The organism is Fictibacillus sp. b24 (assembly GCF_030348825.1).
In the GTDB taxonomy this organism is placed as follows: Bacteria; Bacillota; Bacilli; order Bacillales; family Fictibacillaceae; genus Fictibacillus.
The window spans coordinates 1,905,610-1,923,310 of the sequence record NZ_JAUCES010000005.1 but is presented as its reverse complement, the minus strand read 5'-3'; the positions used below and the strand labels follow the sequence as shown (position 1 = coordinate 1,923,310).

General features: G+C 39.3%; 14 protein-coding genes and 1 other annotated feature. Of the genes, 11 read left to right on the top strand and 3 right to left on the bottom strand.

All coding sequences use genetic code 11. The features are described 5' to 3' along the window. Positions 1-35 precede the first annotated feature (35 nt). From rarD to QUF49_RS09830, 5 genes are all read left to right on the top strand, one after another. Positions 36-971 (top strand): EamA family transporter RarD, encoded by a 936-nt coding sequence (gene rarD / locus QUF49_RS09850; protein ID WP_289495490.1) that lies wholly within the window; start codon positions 36-38, stop codon positions 969-971. Positions 972-1,142: 171 nt separating this feature from the next. Beyond that, positions 1,143-4,001, top strand: coding sequence for a 2-oxoglutarate dehydrogenase E1 component (locus QUF49_RS09845; protein WP_289495489.1), 2,859 nt, complete (start codon positions 1,143-1,145; stop codon positions 3,999-4,001). Beyond that, positions 3,994-5,265 (top strand): 2-oxoglutarate dehydrogenase complex dihydrolipoyllysine-residue succinyltransferase, encoded by a 1,272-nt coding sequence (odhB, locus tag QUF49_RS09840; protein ID WP_289495488.1) that lies wholly within the window; start codon positions 3,994-3,996, stop codon positions 5,263-5,265. Before QUF49_RS09845 ends, odhB begins: the two co-directional genes overlap by 8 nt. 7 nt (positions 5,266-5,272) lie before the next feature. Further along, on the top strand, positions 5,273-5,440 hold the full coding sequence (locus tag QUF49_RS09835) for a hypothetical protein (RefSeq protein ID WP_289495487.1): 168 nt from the start codon (positions 5,273-5,275) through the stop codon (positions 5,438-5,440). Positions 5,441-5,647: 207 nt separating this feature from the next. Beyond that, entirely contained in the window at positions 5,648-6,622 is a 975-nt protein-coding gene (locus QUF49_RS09830; protein ID WP_289495486.1) for a nuclease-related domain-containing protein, read from the top strand. 246 nt (positions 6,623-6,868) lie between these two features. Here QUF49_RS09830 and QUF49_RS09825 read toward each other — a convergent pair whose 3' ends face one another. Continuing rightward, entirely contained in the window at positions 6,869-7,831 is a 963-nt protein-coding gene (locus tag QUF49_RS09825) for a quinone oxidoreductase family protein (protein ID WP_289495485.1), read from the bottom strand. Between the two features lie 155 nt (positions 7,832-7,986). Here QUF49_RS09825 and QUF49_RS09820 point away from each other — a divergent pair, with 155 nt between their 5' ends. Further along, positions 7,987-8,187, top strand: a complete 201-nt coding sequence (locus QUF49_RS09820; protein WP_066241381.1) for a DUF6501 family protein — start codon at positions 7,987-7,989, stop codon at positions 8,185-8,187. Positions 8,188-8,233: 46 nt separating this feature from the next. On the opposite strand, the gene QUF49_RS09815 is transcribed toward QUF49_RS09820, so the two are convergent. Then, a complete protein-coding gene (locus QUF49_RS09815; RefSeq protein WP_289495484.1) occupies positions 8,234-9,313 on the bottom strand; it encodes a bifunctional 3-deoxy-7-phosphoheptulonate synthase/chorismate mutase in 1,080 nt (359 codons plus the stop codon). A gap of 314 nt (positions 9,314-9,627) precedes the next feature. After that, positions 9,628-9,837: a binding site (T-box leader), on the top strand. A 53-nt stretch (positions 9,838-9,890) separates the two neighbouring features. On the opposite strand from QUF49_RS09815, the gene aroC reads away from it, so the two are divergent. The 4 genes from aroC to aroA are packed head-to-tail and all read left to right on the top strand — an operon-like array spanning position 9,891 to position 14,546. Then, positions 9,891-11,060: a chorismate synthase gene (gene aroC, locus QUF49_RS09810; protein WP_289495483.1), complete on the top strand. Its 1,170-nt coding sequence runs from the start codon at positions 9,891-9,893 to the stop codon at positions 11,058-11,060. Continuing rightward, complete coding sequence (gene aroB / locus QUF49_RS09805) at positions 11,061-12,134, top strand: 3-dehydroquinate synthase (protein ID WP_289495482.1); 1,074 nt, start codon at positions 11,061-11,063, stop codon at positions 12,132-12,134. A gap of 15 nt (positions 12,135-12,149) precedes the next feature. Beyond that, positions 12,150-13,247 (top strand): prephenate dehydrogenase, encoded by a 1,098-nt coding sequence (locus QUF49_RS09800; protein ID WP_289495481.1) that lies wholly within the window; start codon positions 12,150-12,152, stop codon positions 13,245-13,247. A gap of 15 nt (positions 13,248-13,262) precedes the next feature. Then, positions 13,263-14,546, top strand: a complete 1,284-nt coding sequence (aroA, locus tag QUF49_RS09795) for a 3-phosphoshikimate 1-carboxyvinyltransferase (RefSeq protein ID WP_289495480.1) — start codon at positions 13,263-13,265, stop codon at positions 14,544-14,546. Between the two features lie 433 nt (positions 14,547-14,979). On the opposite strand, the gene cbpA is transcribed toward aroA, so the two are convergent. Continuing rightward, positions 14,980-15,630 carry a cyclic di-AMP binding protein CbpA gene (cbpA, locus tag QUF49_RS09790; protein ID WP_289495479.1) on the bottom strand — a complete coding sequence of 217 codons (651 nt, stop codon included), beginning with the start codon at positions 15,628-15,630 and terminating at the stop codon, positions 14,980-14,982. A 409-nt stretch (positions 15,631-16,039) separates the two neighbouring features. On the opposite strand from cbpA, the gene abc-f reads away from it, so the two are divergent. Next, the gene (gene abc-f / locus QUF49_RS09785) at positions 16,040-17,659 is read left to right on the top strand and encodes a ribosomal protection-like ABC-F family protein (RefSeq protein WP_289495478.1); all 1,620 of its coding nucleotides are present in this window, start codon (positions 16,040-16,042) and stop codon (positions 17,657-17,659) included. The last annotated feature ends 42 nt before the right edge of the window (positions 17,660-17,701 follow it).

The window sequence follows — 17,701 nt, the reverse complement described above, 5'->3', positions numbered from 1 at the left end:
ACTTCAACTTATATAAGGGAATCGGGGAACGAACTATGAAAACTGATGAACATACAAAGGGCATATGGTATGCAGCATTATCCTATTTAATCTGGGGTTTTCTGCCTCTTTACTGGAAGCCGCTCGATTTAGTTGGTTCAGGTGAAATTTTAGCACATCGTATCTTCTGGTCATTTTTACTAATGGTCGGTGTAATGATTCTATTAAAAAGGAAAAATACTTTACAAAAAGATTTAAGAGTACTCATTACCAATCGAAAACAATTTTTTTCCGTGTTAACTGCCTCCGTGTTGATTAGCGGAAATTGGGTGATGTATATTTGGGCTGTAAATACAAATCATGTAGTAGAAGCCAGTTTAGGTTACTACATTAACCCCCTTGTAAGTGTTGTGTTAGGCATGCTTGTACTAAAAGAAAAATTAAACAGTTGGCAAATTGTTTCGTTTGTTATTGCAGCATGCGGTGTTTTCCTACTGACATGGCAATATGGAGAATTTCCTTGGGTGGCGGTCTTTTTAGCTCTTTCTTTCGGCCTATATGGACTCGCAAAAAAATTAGGAAGTTTTGACTCGTTAACAGGATTAACATTTGAAACCATGTTTGTTGTTCCTTTTGCATTTATTTACTTAGTTTACCTTCAATGGAATGGTGAAGCTTCATTTGTTTCAGGAGGAACTTTAACAACATTTCTATTATGGGGAGCAGGACTCGTTACCGCCGTTCCACTGATTTGTTTTGCACAAGGTGTTAAACGTATTTCCATGACCATGATCGGTTTTCTGCAATACATTGCACCGACTATTATGCTCATTTTAGGTGTGTTCCTATATCATGAAACATTCAGCAGAATTCACGTTATTTCTTTTACTTTAATTTGGATTGCACTCCTTATATTTACACTCAGCAGAACAAAATGGGCAAATTATCTCATAAATCGTAAAAAACAAAATTCACTTTCTGCGAAAATATAGTATAATGGCAATGACCATTGCTTACAGTTGAAACCTTATCAATGATAAGGTTCTTTTCATTCATTGTTTGAGAGCGCTTTAAATAGGGAAATATCAAGGGCGAGAAATGATGAATCACCTGTTAACAGCAACAGCACAATACTTACAAAGGGAAGCAGGAGGGAACAAAAGATGAGTCATCAACGTTCCAAATCAGAAAATCCTTGGCAAGGACTGAGCGGTCCAAACCTGGCTTATGTCCTTGAACTATATGATCAATATAGCGTGGATCCGGAATCTGTTGACAGTTCATTCAAAGAGAGATTTGATGCTTGGGGTCCTCCAAGTGAGGGTTCTGAACCAAATCAACGTACTGCACAGAGTTTTGATGGAATGGATTTAGAGAAATTGGCAGCTGCATTAAAATTAGCAGAAAACATTCGCACATACGGTCACTTGGCAGCTAATTTATACCCAGTTGGAGAGTTTCCTAAAGACAACCACCATATTGACCCGAAAGAATTTAACTTATCAATTGAAGATTTGAAAGCGATACCACCTTCCTTTATTTGGAAAGAAGCGCCATCAAGCGTTAAAGATGGCTATCAAGCAATTCAAATGCTGCAGGAAGTGTATACGAAAAACATTGCTTATGAGTTCAGTCATGTACATGAGACTGAAGAACGCCAATGGTTAAATACCATGGTAGAAACTAGCCAGCACTATCCTAAATTTACAGCAGAAGATAAGAAGAATCTTTTAACGCGTCTTTCAGAAGTTGAAGGATTTGAGAAATTCCTTCATAAGACATTCGTCGGACAAAAGCGTTTCTCTATCGAAGGCGTTGACATGCTTGTGCCAATGCTTGACGAAGCTGCAAAAGAAGGATGCCGTGACGGAGCTGAACATGCTCTAATCGGTATGGCACACCGAGGACGTTTAAACGTACTTGCTCACGTTCTTGGAAAACCTTATGAATTAATTTTCTCTGAATTTCATCATTCTCCAAACAAAGAGCTGATTCCTTCTGAAGGTTCTAGAGGAATTAACTTTGGCTGGACAGGGGATGTAAAGTATCACTTAGGAGCAAGTCGATTGGTTGAAACTGATCAATCTCACAAAATTAAAATTTCACTTGCGAACAACCCAAGCCATCTAGAGTATGTAGATCCAGTTGTTGAAGGATATACAAGAGCGGCTCAAGAAACACGCGACAGCAAAGGATATCCTGTTCAAGATACGTCAAAAGCATTTGCAATTCTTATCCATGGAGATGCTGCTTTTCCTGGTGAAGGAATCGTTGCTGAGACTTTAAACTTAAGCCGACTAAGAGGTTATCAAACAGGCGGAACACTTCATATCATCGCAAATAACCTCGTTGGTTTTACAACGGATAGCGGAGATTCGCGTTCAACGAAGTATGCGAGTGACCTTGCAAAAGGCTTTGAAATTCCGATTATTCACGTGAATGCAGATGACCCTGAAGCATGTATTGCTGCTGTACATCTTGCATACGAATATCGTAAAAAATTCCAAAAAGACGTTCTTATCGACTTGATCGGTTACCGTCGATTCGGTCATAACGAGATGGATGATCCTTCTGCAACACAACCAAAATTGTATAAGCAAGTGAACAGCCATCCGACTGTTCGCGATGTTTACGCAAAACAGCTTGTTAAAGAAGGCGTTGTAACGGAAGAAGAAGTTAAAGGCATTGAGGAAGAAGTTTTAACTAAGCACCAAACCGAATACGAAAAAGTACACGGGCGCAAAGAAAAATTCAAACTGGAAGACACAAGACTTCCGGATCCGTTATCGAAAGCACTTCCTGATATCGATACCACAATTTCGGTAACCGACCTTCAGGAACTTACTGAGAACATGCTAAAGTTCCCAGAGGACTTCAATGTTTACCCTAAAATCAAAAGAATTCTAGAACGCAGACGCAAAGCGTTCCAAGGAGAAAAAATTGATTGGGGTATGGCGGAATCGTTAGCTTTCGCGTCCATTCTGAAAGATGGAACACCAATTCGTATCACAGGGCAAGACTCTGAACGTGGTACATTTGCGCAAAGACATCTTGTTTTAAATGATAGTGAAAGCGGTAAGAAGTTCTCTCCATTGCATGCGATGGATGAAATTAATGTTTCTTTTGCTATTCATAATAGTCCGTTATCAGAATCATCAGTAGTTGGTTTTGAATATGGCTATAACGTGTTTGCACCTGAAACGCTTGTCATTTGGGAAGCACAATACGGAGATTTCGCAAACGTTGCTCAAGTTCTGTTTGATCAGTTCTTATCAGCAGGCCGTGCGAAGTGGGGACAAAAATCTGGTATGGTCATGCTTCTTCCACACGGATATGAAGGCCAAGGACCAGAGCATTCAAGTGCACGCTTAGAAAGATTCCTTCAGCTTGGAGCGGAAAACAACTGGACAGTAGCAAACGTAAGTACTGCTGCACAATACTTCCACTTATTAAGACGCCAAGCGAAACTTCTTTCAATGGATGAGGTACGTCCGTTAGTAGTGATGACACCTAAGAGCTTGCTTCGTGATGCGAAGGTTGCCTCATTAGCGGAAGCATTTGAAAGCGACCACTTTATGCCATTGCTCGAACAGCCAGGACTTGGCAAAGAAAAAGACAAAGTGAAGAAAATCTTGCTTTGCTCTGGTAAGATTGCGATCGACCTAGAAAAAGCACTTGAGCAAGATCAAGTGGCAAGAACGGAAATGCATATCGTTCGAGTTGAACAAATCTATCCGTTCCCAGAAGAAGAGATGACCGCTCTGTTAAATGAGTATCCAAACGTTGAAGACCTGATCTGGGTTCAAGAAGAACCTAAGAACATGGGATCATGGCTATATATTGAACCTAAACTCCGTGCTGTTGCACCTAAAGAAGCACACGTTTCTTATATTGGTCGTCAAGAACGTTCGAGTACAGCTGGTGGGGAGCCAGACATCTACAAAAAAGAACAAGAACAAATCATCCAAACATCATTAGCACTAGACATACAATCGCGAGAGGGAGGCCGTGAACATGTTTGACGTTAAAGTTCCGGAATTAGCCGAATCTATTTCAGAAGGTACAGTAGCACAATGGCTTAAAAAAGAAGGCGACACAGTTGTTAAAGGCGAAGATTTAGTAGAGCTTGAAACAGATAAGGTAAATATTGAAATCAGTGCAGAACGTGATGGAGTCCTTAAAAATATCAAAGTTGAGCCAGGTGATACTGTAGCAGTTGGAGACATCATCGCTTCGATCGTTGAAGGTGGTGCTTCAGAATCTGCTGAACCAGCTGCAGAGGAAAAAGCAGAAGAGAAAACTGCTCCCGCTCAGAAGCAAGAACCAGTGGTAGAAAATGACGCGGCAGAAGAAGAAGTAAAAGCTTCAGACCGCCCGATTGCATCACCTGCAGCACGCAAGCTTGCTAGAGAAAAAGGCATCGATCTTTCTGAGGTTAATGCTCGCGATCCACTTGGACGAGTTCGCACAGAAGATGTGAAACGCCACGTAGAAGGCGGAAGCAGTGAAAAGGCTGCTCCGGCATCCAAGCCAGCTGCACAAGCATCTAAACCAGCTGCTTCTGTTGAACCGGTAAACCCTGAGAAACCTGTTGAGCGCGTGAAGATGTCCCGCAGACGTCAAACAATTGCTAAACGTTTAGTAGAAGCTCAACAAACGGCTGCAATGCTTACAACTTTTAATGAAGTCGATATGACTGCGATCAACGAAGTTCGTGCTCGCCGCAAGGACAAGTTCTATGAGCAAAACGGAGTTAAACTAGGATACATGTCATTCTTCACAAAAGCTGTTGTAGGCGCTTTGAAGAAATTCCCTGCAATCAACGCAGAAATCCAAGGCGATGAAATGGTTCTTAAGAAGTTTTACGATATCGGTATCGCTGTAGGCGCTGAAGAAGGACTAGTTGTTCCAGTTGTCCGCAACGCTGATCGCCTTAGCTTTGCTGGCATTGAAAAAGAGATCGGAAACTTAGCTGAAAAGGCACGTTCTAAGAAGTTATCATTAGAAGACCTTCAAGGCGGTTCATTCACAATCACGAACGGCGGTATCTTTGGATCAATGCTTTCTACACCAATTTTGAATGCACCACAAGTTGGTATCCTTGGAATGCACACAATCCAATGGAGACCAGTTGCAATCGATAAAGAGCGCATGGAAAACCGTCCGATGATGTACATCGCACTTTCCTATGACCACCGTATCGTTGATGGAAAAGAAGCGGTAAGCTTCTTAACAACAATTAAATCACTTCTCGAAGATCCAGAGTCACTTCTTTTAGAAGGTTAATGAGTTAATGATGGATATGGAACACCTCCTGCTGCTGCTGCTTCAGGGGGTGTTTTTTTGTGGTGAGGGGGATCACAAAAAGATGTTTGTAGGAGGGTTGGTTGCAGGGGTAGACGGTAGCCAATTTGCTTCGTTTGGAGTTGATGTTTGTCGAATCGCCTATATTTTTCTATAAACGCGATAATTAGGACTAAAAATCGCTTAATTTAGTTTCTAAATCGCTTAATTACCAATTAATATTAACTAATTTTCTCTATAAAGAATTAATTGTGAACAAACTATTATTTTCCGAATTCTTGTTAACCATAGAGTTCCTTTCACTAAAGGATTTTTTTGATATTTATCGAATTATGTAGAGAATGAATAAACAAGAGGTGATCGCTTGATTAAAAAACCGCGCACAAAGCCACTCAAGCTACTCAAATTGGAGGTGATTTTACAAAGATTAGTACTCAATCATCCTAATATTGGTGAACTTCAAATAGAGCTAGCCAAATACACAGCTGGACATAGGGGAGAAGCTTCATTAGCTTACCATTTGAATGATCTCGATGAAGATTCCTACGTAATCTTGCATGATTTAAGGCTTCCAAGAGATAAAGATAAGCAATATTACTTTCAAATTGATTGCGTGATCATTCATTTCTCATTTTGTGTGTTGCTAGAGGTTAAAAACCTGAAGGGAGACCTTTACTTTGACCATCAATTTGATCAAATGAGACGCACAATAAATGGGGAAGACGAAACATTTCCTGATCCAGTTAATCAAGTTGAGCAACAAAAAGATCATTTTAAAAAATGGTTAACTAGAAATCAGTTCCCGCTGATTCCACTTCATACCCTCGTTGTTATCACAAACCCTAAATCGTTTATTACAATATCTCCACGTTATGGAAATAAAGCAGCCCAAATTATACGCGCCAAACACCTGGCTAGGATCATTAACAATCTTCCCAAATTACAAAACCAACTTCTTACCAAGAAAGATATTTCAAAGATAACCACTAGAATGTTAAAGCAGCATCAACAACTTAACACCGACCTTTTGAAGACTTATCATATAAAAGATTCAGATATAATGACTGGGGTAGCTTGTCCATTCTGCAAACATTTGCCGATGGTCCGTAAAAAGGCTACATGGTATTGTTCAGCTTGCTTTAAAAAGTCTAAGAATGCACATATACAGGCTATACGAGATTATGCGATTTTGTTTAATGTAAACGTAAAAAACAAGACACTCAGGAATTTTTTGCACGTCCACTCCTCGACCAGCATGAAAAACCTCTTAAAATCCATGGATATCAATCCCAGCGGACCAACAAACTCAGCAACCTATCAACTTCCTTTTCCAAAATAAATCGTTTCACTACTTAACATAATATTATTCTAATCAAATAAAAGTTGAAGCTGGCAGTGGGGAAATTTTCATTGTCGCTTCATTTCTCAAACATTTGCACTTTACAAATAAATCATTTGCATTCATCAACCGTTAATCGATTATAATATTTGCATTTTGCAATTAGTGATCACTTGCCAAAAAAGATGGCCGCAACTTGCAGCCATCTAATAGGAAAGAGTAAATTATATAAGCTATTAACGTCATTTAAGGAATCAACAAAATCTTGCCGGTACTTTTTCTGCTCTCAAGATATTCATGTGCGGTAGCACCTTCACTTAAAGGGAAGGAAGTATCAGTTATTTTCACATGACCATTCTTAATCCATTCAAACAACTCACTCGAACGCTTTACACGTTCTTCATGAGAGGTGAGCACGTTCCATAAATCACCGCCAGTTAACGTCTTAGAAGTATCCATCAGCATACGAGGATCAATGGACACAGGATCACCGCCAGCCATTCCAAAGAAAACTACTGTTCCACCAATCCGTGTAACTTCAAAACTATCCATAATCGTAGAACCAACAGACTCATAAACAACGTCTACACCTTTACCGAAAGTTTCATCAAATACACTTTCTTTCCAACTATCGTTATATAAGAATACTGAATCTGCCCCTGCACCTAAAGCTACCTGGCGTTTTTCTTCTGAAGATGTCAAACCGATCACAGTTCCGCCTAATAGTTTGATGATTTGGATTAATAGCTGTCCAACACCGCCGGCAGCAGCATGTACTAATGCGATATCACCTTTTTTAATAGAAAAGCTGTCCCTTGTTAAATAATGGGCAGTCAATCCTTGTAATAAAAGCGAAGCTGCTGCTTCATAGGTTACACCTTCAGGAATGGGGATCGCTTTTTCGCTTGGTACAGCAACCAACTCTGCATTTGCTGCAGGAACATCTGCAAAGGCGATACGGTCACCAACAGATACATCATTTACATTAGAGCCTACTTTTTTTACGATTCCAGCACCTTCGTAACCAAGAATGTAAGGAGGCTGTCCTTCTAGATGATAATTTCCTTTTCTTCTATAAACATCTGCAAAGTTTAAGCCAATTGCTTTCATTTCTAACAAAATGTCACCTGACCCAATTACAGGTTCGCTTATTTCACGGTACTCTAGAACTTCTGGTCCGCCAAATTGATCAAATACAAGTGCTTTCATAGATAAAGTTCTCCATTCTAATATAATGTTCAATATCATAGTAACCGATATAATTATAGGAATACTAGGGAAGATGCTTAAAGAAATTGAATTTGACAGAAAACGTACTGCACATTATGATTTAACAAAAGAATTCCTATAAGGAGAGAAACATCATGATACATTTAGAGTGGGGTAACAGACCAACAATCCGAGAAATTAAATGTGTGCATACAGACGCAAAAAAGTATATGGTTAATCGTGCTTTAACAGCCGGTAAGACATACGAATTAAAAAACGAAACAGAAGAGTTTTATTTCGTGGTTGATAACACTGGTAAAGTTGGCGGATACTACAAGGAATATTTCGAAGGGTAAGACACTACAAGAAAAGCCTGACTCTATGAGCCAGGCTTTATCCTTTTTATGAATGGATTTTTTTCTTTTCTTTATTTAATAGTGCGTCCATGAATTCGTGGAATTCAGGGATGTTCATCTGTTGAGCTGAGTCAGATAACGCTACAGCAGGATCAGGGTGAACTTCAGCCATAACCGCATCAGCACCAATCGCCATAGCTGCTTTTGCAGCAGGGAGGAGAAGATCTTTTCTTCCTGTTGAATGGGTTACATCCACAACTACTGGAAGATGCGTTTCCTTCTTAAGAATAGGAACTGCTGAAATATCAAGTGTGTTGCGAGTCGCTCGCTCGTAAGTACGGATTCCACGTTCACAAAGAATAACTTGAGAGTTTCCTTGAGCTAGAATGTATTCAGCAGCGTACATGAACTCTTCAATCGTAGCTGCTAAGCCACGTTTAAGTAGTACAGGCTTGTTGACAGAGCCAGCAGCTTTTAATAGATCAAAGTTTTGCATGTTACGTGCGCCGATTTGAATTACATCAACATAGTCTAATGCCATCTCGATATCATTCGGATTTAGAATTTCACTCACTACCGCAAGCTGATGTTCGTCTGCTGCTTTACGCAGAATCTTTAATCCTTCTAGACCAAGCCCTTGGAAATCGTAAGGAGACGTACGCGGTTTGAACGCACCGCCTCGGATTAATGTTAATCCTTTTTCAGCAATTACTTCTGCAACTTGTTTTACTTGTTCGTAACTTTCAACCGCACACGGCCCCATGATGAAGTGGGGATTACCATCACCAATTTTTTCACCTTTAACATTAACAATCGTATCTTCAGGTTTCTTTTTACGAGATACAAGCAATGCTTTTCGGTTATCATCTTTTTGCAATTCTAAGCTTGCTTTGAAGATCTGTTTGAAAATATGCTGCACCGTAGATGTTTCGAACGGACCATCGTTGTGTGAAGCGATAAGATCTAATAGCTCTCTTTCTCTTACTGGGTCAAAGCGTTTAACACCTTGCATTTCCTTTAACTTCCCAATTTGTTGTGCAACATTTCCTCGTTCATTTAAAAGCTCTAAAATTTTTAAAGAGATATCATCCATCTGCTTTCGTAATACTTCTAATTCGTTTGACATGTGCGGTTCCTCCCCATATTTACACTCGTTTTTTTAGTTCCTATATCGCGGCCGCTCATAGGCTTATTTATAAACATAATCACATAGACACTTTCGCGCTTTAAAGCGTGTGTCTCATAAAGTATTGTTTGTAACTTTAAAGGGATTTCATAAGAATGTCAAGTACTTATCAGAAAAAAAGTTCAATTTAATTTTCGGCAGTTTTTTTGCTTCTTTGACATATAGATGAAGGTAATGTAAATTTTAAGAAAAATGAATGAATTTCCTTTACAATAGCGCTTCAACGTGCTAAAACTGTTTATAACTTTATAAAATCAATTGCAATGAGAGAACAACAGTAGTGGAATGGTTCCCTGTTATTAGAGAGCTGATGGTGGTGCAAATCAGTACACAGCCTTTCATGAATTACAATTCTTGAGCATGCTTTTTTACAAGAGCCGGATTATTTCCGTTATGACAATGAAGGTGGCAGAGCTTTAGTCTTTGCTGTCAGGGTGGTACCGCGATATCAATTCGTCCCTGCTTATTAGCAGGGATTTTTTTGTACATTAAAACAGGCAAACAGGAGGAATTATGAATGAGATATTTAACAGCGGGGGAATCCCACGGCCCTCAACTAACAACAATCATTGAAGGTGTACCAGCAGGTTTGCCTCTTTTGGCTGAAGACATAAACGAGGAGCTTGCAAGAAGACAGAAAGGACATGGAAGAGGCCGCCGCATGCAGATCGAAAAGGATCAAGTTCAGATCTTAAGCGGTGTACGCCATGGTGTAACACTCGGTTCACCGATCACGCTCGTTGTTGAAAACAAAGACTTTACCCATTGGACAAAAATTATGGGAGCTGAACCTCTTGAAGATGAAAACGCCGAAGTAAAACGTGTCATCTCAAGACCGCGGCCAGGACATGCCGATTTAAACGGCGCGATTAAATACAACCATCGAGATATGAGAAATGTTCTTGAACGTTCTTCAGCTCGAGAAACAACCGTAAGAGTTGCCGCAGGAGCCGTGGCAAAAAAGATTCTGAAAGAACTTGGCGTACAAATTGGCGGGCATGTTCTTGAAATTGGCGGAGTTAAAGCTGAGCAAACAACGTATGAAAACTTAAATGAACTTCGTGAAAAAACGGAAGTTTCTCCGGTACGATGTTTAGATGAAAACGCAGAAAAGATTATGATGGATGCGATCGACACAGCGAAAGAAAACGGTGATTCTATCGGTGGAGTAGTTGAAGTGATCGCTGAAGGAATGCCTGTTGGAGTAGGAAGCTACACACATTACGACAACAAGCTCGATGCCAAACTTGCAGCTGCCATCATGAGTATCAATGCGTTTAAAGGGGCTGAGATTGGCATCGGTTTTGAAGCAGCTAGAAAACCAGGAAGCGAAGTTCATGATGAGATCCTGTGGGATATTGAACATGGCTATACACGAAAAACAAATAACGCAGGCGGATTTGAAGGCGGAATGACGACAGGGATGCCAGTTGTGGTACGCGGTGTCATGAAGCCGATCCCAACACTATACAAGCCGCTCAACAGCGTTGATATTGAAACAAAAGAAGTATTTGCAGCAAGCATTGAACGCTCAGACAGCTGTGCTGTTCCTGCTGCAAGTGTAGTAGCTGAATCCGTCGTTGCCTGGGAACTTGCAAGTGCGCTCGTTCAGCAATTCGGCCAAGATAACATGGAAGTCATTAAGAATAATATCGTTCAGCACCAAGAGCGTGCAAGGGTGTTTTAAATGAACACCATACAAATTACAACACCTTCAAAAAACTATCCAGTTTTTATTGGTGAGAACGCCATTTGGAAGCTTAAGAGTGTGTTAGAAAACTTAAACCCCGCTCCTAAGAATCTTTTAATCATAACAGATGAGAATGTAGGAAAACTTTATTTAGATGAAGTACAACATGTTATTGGTGAATCTTTTTCTTGCGAGACAATTCAAATTCAAGCAGGAGATGACCAAAAATCATTTGAAAACTACATTGCTTGTCAAAGCTTTGCCCTGAGTAAAGGATTGGATCGTACATCAATTGTACTTGCACTTGGAGGGGGAATGATTGGTGATCTAGCTGGTTTTGTAGCTGGCACCTATATGAGAGGGATTCGTTTTATCCAGCTGCCAACTACAATTCTTGCCCATGATAGTGCTGTTGGTGGAAAGACTGGCATTAATCATCCAGAAGGAAAAAACATGATTGGAGTATTTCATCAGCCAGAAGCTGTAATCTATTCAACTGAGTTCCTAGCAACTTTACCTCAGCATGAAAAAAGATCTGGTTTTGCAGAGGTGATCAAACATGCATTAATTGCTGATGAAAGTTTGTATAAATCATTGTGTAAAAACGTTCAAACAATAGACGATTTAAACGGTGACTCTCTACTGCAAGCACTCATTAGAGGAATAGAGATTAAAAACGGAATTGTTTCACAAGATGAAAAAGAAAAAGGAATAAGAGCATTTTTGAACTTTGGTCATACACTTGGGCATGCCATAGAAGGTGAACTTCAATACAAAGGGATCACACATGGTGAGGCTGTTGCACATGGAATGGCTTTTGCACTTTCACTTAATGAAAATACTGTACAGATCGGAAATGAATTAAAGAAATGGCTGAAATCTTTAGGCTACCCATCATTACCAAAAACTTTATCCGTACCTTTACTAATCGAACGAATGAAGAAGGATAAAAAGGCTGAAAAAGGAAACATCCAAATGGTGCTGCTTAAAGAATTAGAAAAACCATATCTGTCCTCTTACCAAGCGGAAGAGTTAGAAATAAAACTAAGCGCTTTTTTGGAAGGGAATTAAAAAGGAGCATTTTATATGAGAAACGTCTTACTTATAGGAGTTGGATTGATTGGCGGTTCAATCGCTCTATCTATAAAAAATGAACATGATGCAACGATCTACGGGTATGACGTTTATACCGAGAGCAGTGAAACGGCTAAAAGACTAGGAGTAATAGACGTGGCTGTACATGCCGTTGAAGATGCAGCTGCCATCGCCGATCTTATCATTATCGCAACGCCGGTAGAAGAAACATTAAAAGTGATGAAGCGATTAACTTCAATCACCCCTGTCATTAAAGCTCTTGTGATGGACGTAGGCAGTACGAAGAACTCAATCATGACCAAGGCGGAAGAACTTGCGAATAAAGGACTTCGTTTTATTGGCGGACACCCAATGGCTGGATCTCACAAAACAGGGGTAGAGAGTGCAAAGGCGCACTTGTTGGAAAATGCTTTTTACTTTCTGACACCAAACTCTATCACATCAGATGTGGATATTGATGAAGTAAAAAATTGGCTAAAAGGAACGCGCGCTAAATTTTTAGTATCTGAACCTGACGAACATGATTTATTGACTGGGATTGTAAGTCATTTTCCACATCTTATCGCTTCAAGCCTCGTAAGAATCGCTCAAAATCATGCCGTTGATAAGCCTTTAATTCAACAGCTTGCAGCAGGCGGTTTTCGCGATATTACCCGTATTGCATCAAGCTCTCCAAAAATGTGGAGTGATATTGTAAGTCAGAATAAATCCCATCTTCTTAAACTATTGCACGAGTGGAAAGAAGAAATGGATGAAGTGATTCGTTTTGTAGAAAATGGAGATCAAACTGAACTATTTAATTATTTTGATGGTGCAAAATCGTTTCGTGATTCACTGCCTGTTCGTTCAAAAGGAGCGATTCATCCGTTTTCAGATCTATATGTCGATATCTTAGATCGTATCGGAGCATTATCACATATTACAGCTCTTTTAGCAGAGTCGAATATCAGTATAATTAACTTAAGCATTCTTGAAGTAAGAGAGGGACTAAATGGGGTTCTTCGTTTAAGTTTTCAAAATGATACTGACCGCGATCAAGCGCAAGAAATTTTAAAACATGAAGATTATTTAACTCATATTACGTTATAGAAGGAGGCACTTGTTATGGAAAAGCACTTAACATCTATTTCGGGATTAAAAGGAACAATTAAAGTGCCAGGTGACAAATCAATCTCTCATCGAGCTGTTATGTTTGGATCTATCGCGGATGGTAATACGACCATCAATGGTTTCCTGACAGGAGAAGATTGTTTAAGCACCATATCTTGTTTTAAAAAACTAGGCGTAAACATACAGCAAGATGGTGAAAAAGTAACAGTAGAGGGAAAAGGACTCACTGGTTTAAAGCCTCCTTCAGAAGATCTTTATGTAGGTAACTCTGGTACAACCATTCGTCTTATGCTCGGCATACTAGCTAACACACCATTTTCATCTACTCTAACAGGTGATGATTCTATTGCGAAAAGACCAATGAACCGGGTTACCCAGCCATTAAAGCAAATGGGAGCCATAATAGAGGGCAATGATTCAGGAAACAAAGTACCTCTTCAAATAAAGGGCGGAAAAACAAAAGGAATACACTACACTTCACCGATAGCAAGTGCACAAGTAAAGTCCGCTGTCATTCTAGCTGGTCTTGAAGGAGAAGGCACAACTTCTGTTAAAGAACCCGTTAAATCACGTGATCATACAGAACGAATGCTCGAGGCGTTTGGGGTTGAAGTGGAAAACAAAGGCTTAACGGTTTCCGTTGAAGGAGGACAGAAATTATCAGGCACCCACATAGAAGTGCCAGGTGATATATCTTCAGCCGCCTTTTTCTTAGTAGCTGGAGCCATCGTTCCTAACAGCGAAATCACCTTAAAAAGAGTTGGATTGAATCCAACGCGCACAGGAATATTAGAGGTTTTAAAAGCGATGGGCGCGAATGTAACGTATGAAAACATAAATGAAGAGGCATCAGAACCTTATGGAGACTTGATTATTAAAACGTCTTCTTTAAAGGGTACCATCATTGAAGGAAATCTCATTCCTCGTTTAATCGATGAGATTCCAATTATTGCGCTAGCTGCTACGCAAGCAGAAGGTCAAACCATTATACGAGATGCTCATGAGCTGAAAGTAAAAGAAACAGACCGTATCGAGACCGTGGTCAATGAGCTAAAAAAAATGGGCGCTGATATCGAAGCAACAGAAGACGGTATGATCATTAACGGAAAAACAGCTTTACATGGGGCTTCAGTACAAAGTTATGGTGATCATCGAATCGGGATGATGTTAAGTATAGCTTCTTGTATCTCTGAAGGTGAAACCAAATTAACGAATAGTGAAGCCATCGCCGTTTCATATCCTTCATTTTTTGAGCAGTTGAAGAGTCTTGCAAACTGATTTAAAGAAATAAAGAAATAATGTTTTTACAAGCTTTGTTGCTCTTGAAAGCAGTTGATTTCCGTTTCAGATGGTCGCTTTTATCGAATGCGCCAATAAGTGTCTCTTTGTCTTGCTAAGCCGCTAGCCCTAGGGTCAAACTTACAATATTATTAAAAGCTTCAATCTATCAGAAAGGCTCTTTTCTATCGGGTTGTTGTTTTTTCATTCATTCTCTCCTGTGCAAGTTGATTGTAGCGCAAGGTTGCCGACTCCTACGGGACGAGCGGGCAAGTGGAGACTCCTAACGGCGCAAAGCGGCAGGAGGCTCACCGTTCGCCCTGTGGAAAGCGAGCAACCTGGAGCGGAATTCAACAACTAACAAAAGCAACAATATATGCAGACAGTCACAAAAAAACGTTCCCCCATAAAAAAAGGGAACGTTTTTTGCGTGTTATTGTACGCTTGTGAAAGTTCTTAAATCTTCTATATCTGCGACTTTAAATCCATTTGCCTCCACTCGGTGAACAAGTTCATCGATCTCTTTGCGAGAAACACTTTCATTAAATGTAATAACTACGCGGCGCAGGAATTGTTTACCCGCATCTTGCGTGAATACACCTTCAATGTTGTACTCTTCATGAATGGCTGTGAACAGCTTTCTTAGTGATCCTTTTCCTTCTGTTGTAGATACGGTTAAGGAGTATCCGCCTTTTTTAATTCCATAAGAGTCCTCTAAAATGTCCATTACTTTAGAATGGGTGATAATTCCTAAAAAATTATGGTTATCATCAACTACTGCCATGAACGGCAGGCGTCGAATTGAAAACAGTACTTTAAAGTATGCTGTATTTTCGTGTATAAAAGCATCTTTTTCTTCTACAATTCTACTAACATGATCTTTAACTGAACCAATATTATCAATAATATAATCAGATGTCGTTTCTTTAAAGAGTAAGCCTACAAACTTTTCTTCTTTTTCATCCAACACAGGAATACAGCGATACCCGGATTGAATAATCGTATATCGAGCCTCGCTGATCGACATGTTTTCTGTTACATACGTTACTTTAGATTTTGTTAGATAGTTGGATTTTACTTTCATGTGACACACCCTTTTCAGAATAATATAAATATTTAAAACTATTTCGACAAAAAAAGCAAATACCCTCCTACATTTCCGGTCTACCTCAACTTTTTTCCTATTTGCACAATACGAACCATTGTCATATAATATTACTAGAATATTTACTAAATTCACAAAAAGGAGGTGTAAGGCATGCTTAAAGGTGTACAAATGTTTAACTGGTTGGTCGTTTTCCGCGCAATTACTTATGTAATTTCTAAAATTGGTGGAGTCTGTCCATTTTCAGTTAAAACAAATAATGTACATCAATAAGTAACCTTACCCTATCCTTTTTTAATTGACGGAAAACCCATGGGCAGGTATGTTGCTCATGGGTTTTTTTATGGAAAAAAGGACAGTGGCATTGAAATAAAAGGAGAATGAAAAAATGATAGTATGCACTGTTCAACATGTGAAAAAAATGTATGGCGGAAACGAGATACTAAAAAATATATCTTTTGAGATACACGAACAAGACCGAGTAGGAGTAGTCGGTCAGAACGGCTCAGGAAAAACGACTTTGTTCAAACTAGTAAGCAGTTTGGACCATCCCGATTCTGGTTCTATTTTTATAAAGAAAAACGTCGAGATCGGGTATTTGGCACAGTTGCCAGCTCATGATGAAAATATGACAGTCATTGATGTGATATCGTCAACCTTCCAAGAGATTAAAGAAATCGAAAATCAAATACAAAAAGTTAATATATCATTAAGTGATCCAAAACAAAGTCACCACCTGGAGAAAAACCTTAATAAATTATACCTTCTTCAGGAAAAATTCGAGGACCTTGGAGGCTATTCAATAGAGTCCAAAACAAATGGCGTTTTGACAGGATTAGGGCTTGCACATCTTTCGAACAATCCATTTTACCAGTTAAGCGGCGGGGAACAGACAAAGGTAGGATTAGCGTGTTTGTTATTAAAAGAACCTGAACTGCTTCTGTTAGATGAACCTACTAACCACTTAGACATTGAAACGATGAACTGGTTAGAAAACTATCTTCAAAAGTATAAAGGTGCAGTTATCATCATCAGCCATGATCGTTATTTCCTTGATAAAGTCACCGGAAAAACCATTGATATCGAAGACGGAGAATGCACAGTTTATTACCACAGCTATTCTGGTTTTGTAAAAGAAAAAGAAAATAACCTTCTGCTAGAATTCGAGAAATATCAAGAACAACAAAAGAAGGTAAAAAAGATAAAAGAGTCGATAAAGCAACTGCGCGAATGGGGAGCACGATCTGGAAATGAAAAATTCTTTCGAAGAGCCAGAAGCATGGAGAAAGCACTTGTTCGAATACAGAATATGAAGCGACCAAAGCTGGAACGTAAAAAAGCAGCATTCGAATTTTCTTTAAATAAAAGAAGCGGTCAAGATGTAGCATTAATCGAACAAGGAAATAAATCTGTTGATGGCCGTACCATTTTAAATAATATTGACCTGCAAATAAGATTTGGAGAGAAAGTTGCACTTGTCGGAAGAAACGGATCTGGGAAAACGACTTTAATACATGCATTGCAGTCCAATGATTTCTGCAGCGGTAGCGTGAAACTAGGATCATCCGTCTCAATAGGGTATTTATCTCAAAAGGGACTTACCGCAGATCCTAATCAAACCGTACTTGATATTTTTAGAGATAGAGTCGCAATGGAAGAAGGAGAAGCACGGCATCATCTTGCAAAATTTTTATTTTACGGAGCATCAGTTTATAAAAAAGCGTGTGATTTAAGCGGAGGGGAAAGAACTCGTTTACGGCTTGCTCAACTTGTATATGAAGGATTTAACTTTTTGATACTAGATGAACCTACTAATCATTTAGACATTGATTCCCGAGAAGCTTTAGAAGCAGCGTTAGAGGAATTTGAAGGAACAATTCTCTCTGTCTCGCATGACAGATACTTTATGAACAAACTGTTCGAACGAACGCTTTGGTTAGAACAAGGAATTTTAGACACTTATAATGGAAGTTTTGATTATGCACTTGAAAAGCGTATGGAAAATTAATTGAAAACAGGCTAATTTTTAGCCTGTTTTTTGTTTTTTGAT

Coding starts and splice junctions, on each gene's coding strand:
- QUF49_RS09815 (WP_289495484.1), bottom strand. CDS start 9,313: ATGTCAAACGAATTAGAAGTATTACGAAAGCAGATGGATGATATCTCT.
- QUF49_RS09835 (WP_289495487.1), top strand. CDS start 5,273: ATGATGGATATGGAACACCTCCTGCTGCTGCTGCTTCAGGGGGTGTTT.
- QUF49_RS09800 (WP_289495481.1), top strand. CDS start 12,150: ATGAGAAACGTCTTACTTATAGGAGTTGGATTGATTGGCGGTTCAATC.
- QUF49_RS09845 (WP_289495489.1), top strand. CDS start 1,143: ATGAGTCATCAACGTTCCAAATCAGAAAATCCTTGGCAAGGACTGAGC.
- aroA (WP_289495480.1), top strand. CDS start 13,263: ATGGAAAAGCACTTAACATCTATTTCGGGATTAAAAGGAACAATTAAA.
- rarD (WP_289495490.1), top strand. CDS start 36: ATGAAAACTGATGAACATACAAAGGGCATATGGTATGCAGCATTATCC.
- QUF49_RS09820 (WP_066241381.1), top strand. CDS start 7,987: ATGATACATTTAGAGTGGGGTAACAGACCAACAATCCGAGAAATTAAA.
- abc-f (WP_289495478.1), top strand. CDS start 16,040: ATGATAGTATGCACTGTTCAACATGTGAAAAAAATGTATGGCGGAAAC.
- cbpA (WP_289495479.1), bottom strand. CDS start 15,630: ATGAAAGTAAAATCCAACTATCTAACAAAATCTAAAGTAACGTATGTA.
- aroC (WP_289495483.1), top strand. CDS start 9,891: ATGAGATATTTAACAGCGGGGGAATCCCACGGCCCTCAACTAACAACA.
- aroB (WP_289495482.1), top strand. CDS start 11,061: ATGAACACCATACAAATTACAACACCTTCAAAAAACTATCCAGTTTTT.
- QUF49_RS09825 (WP_289495485.1), bottom strand. CDS start 7,831: ATGAAAGCACTTGTATTTGATCAATTTGGCGGACCAGAAGTTCTAGAG.
- odhB (WP_289495488.1), top strand. CDS start 3,994: ATGTTTGACGTTAAAGTTCCGGAATTAGCCGAATCTATTTCAGAAGGT.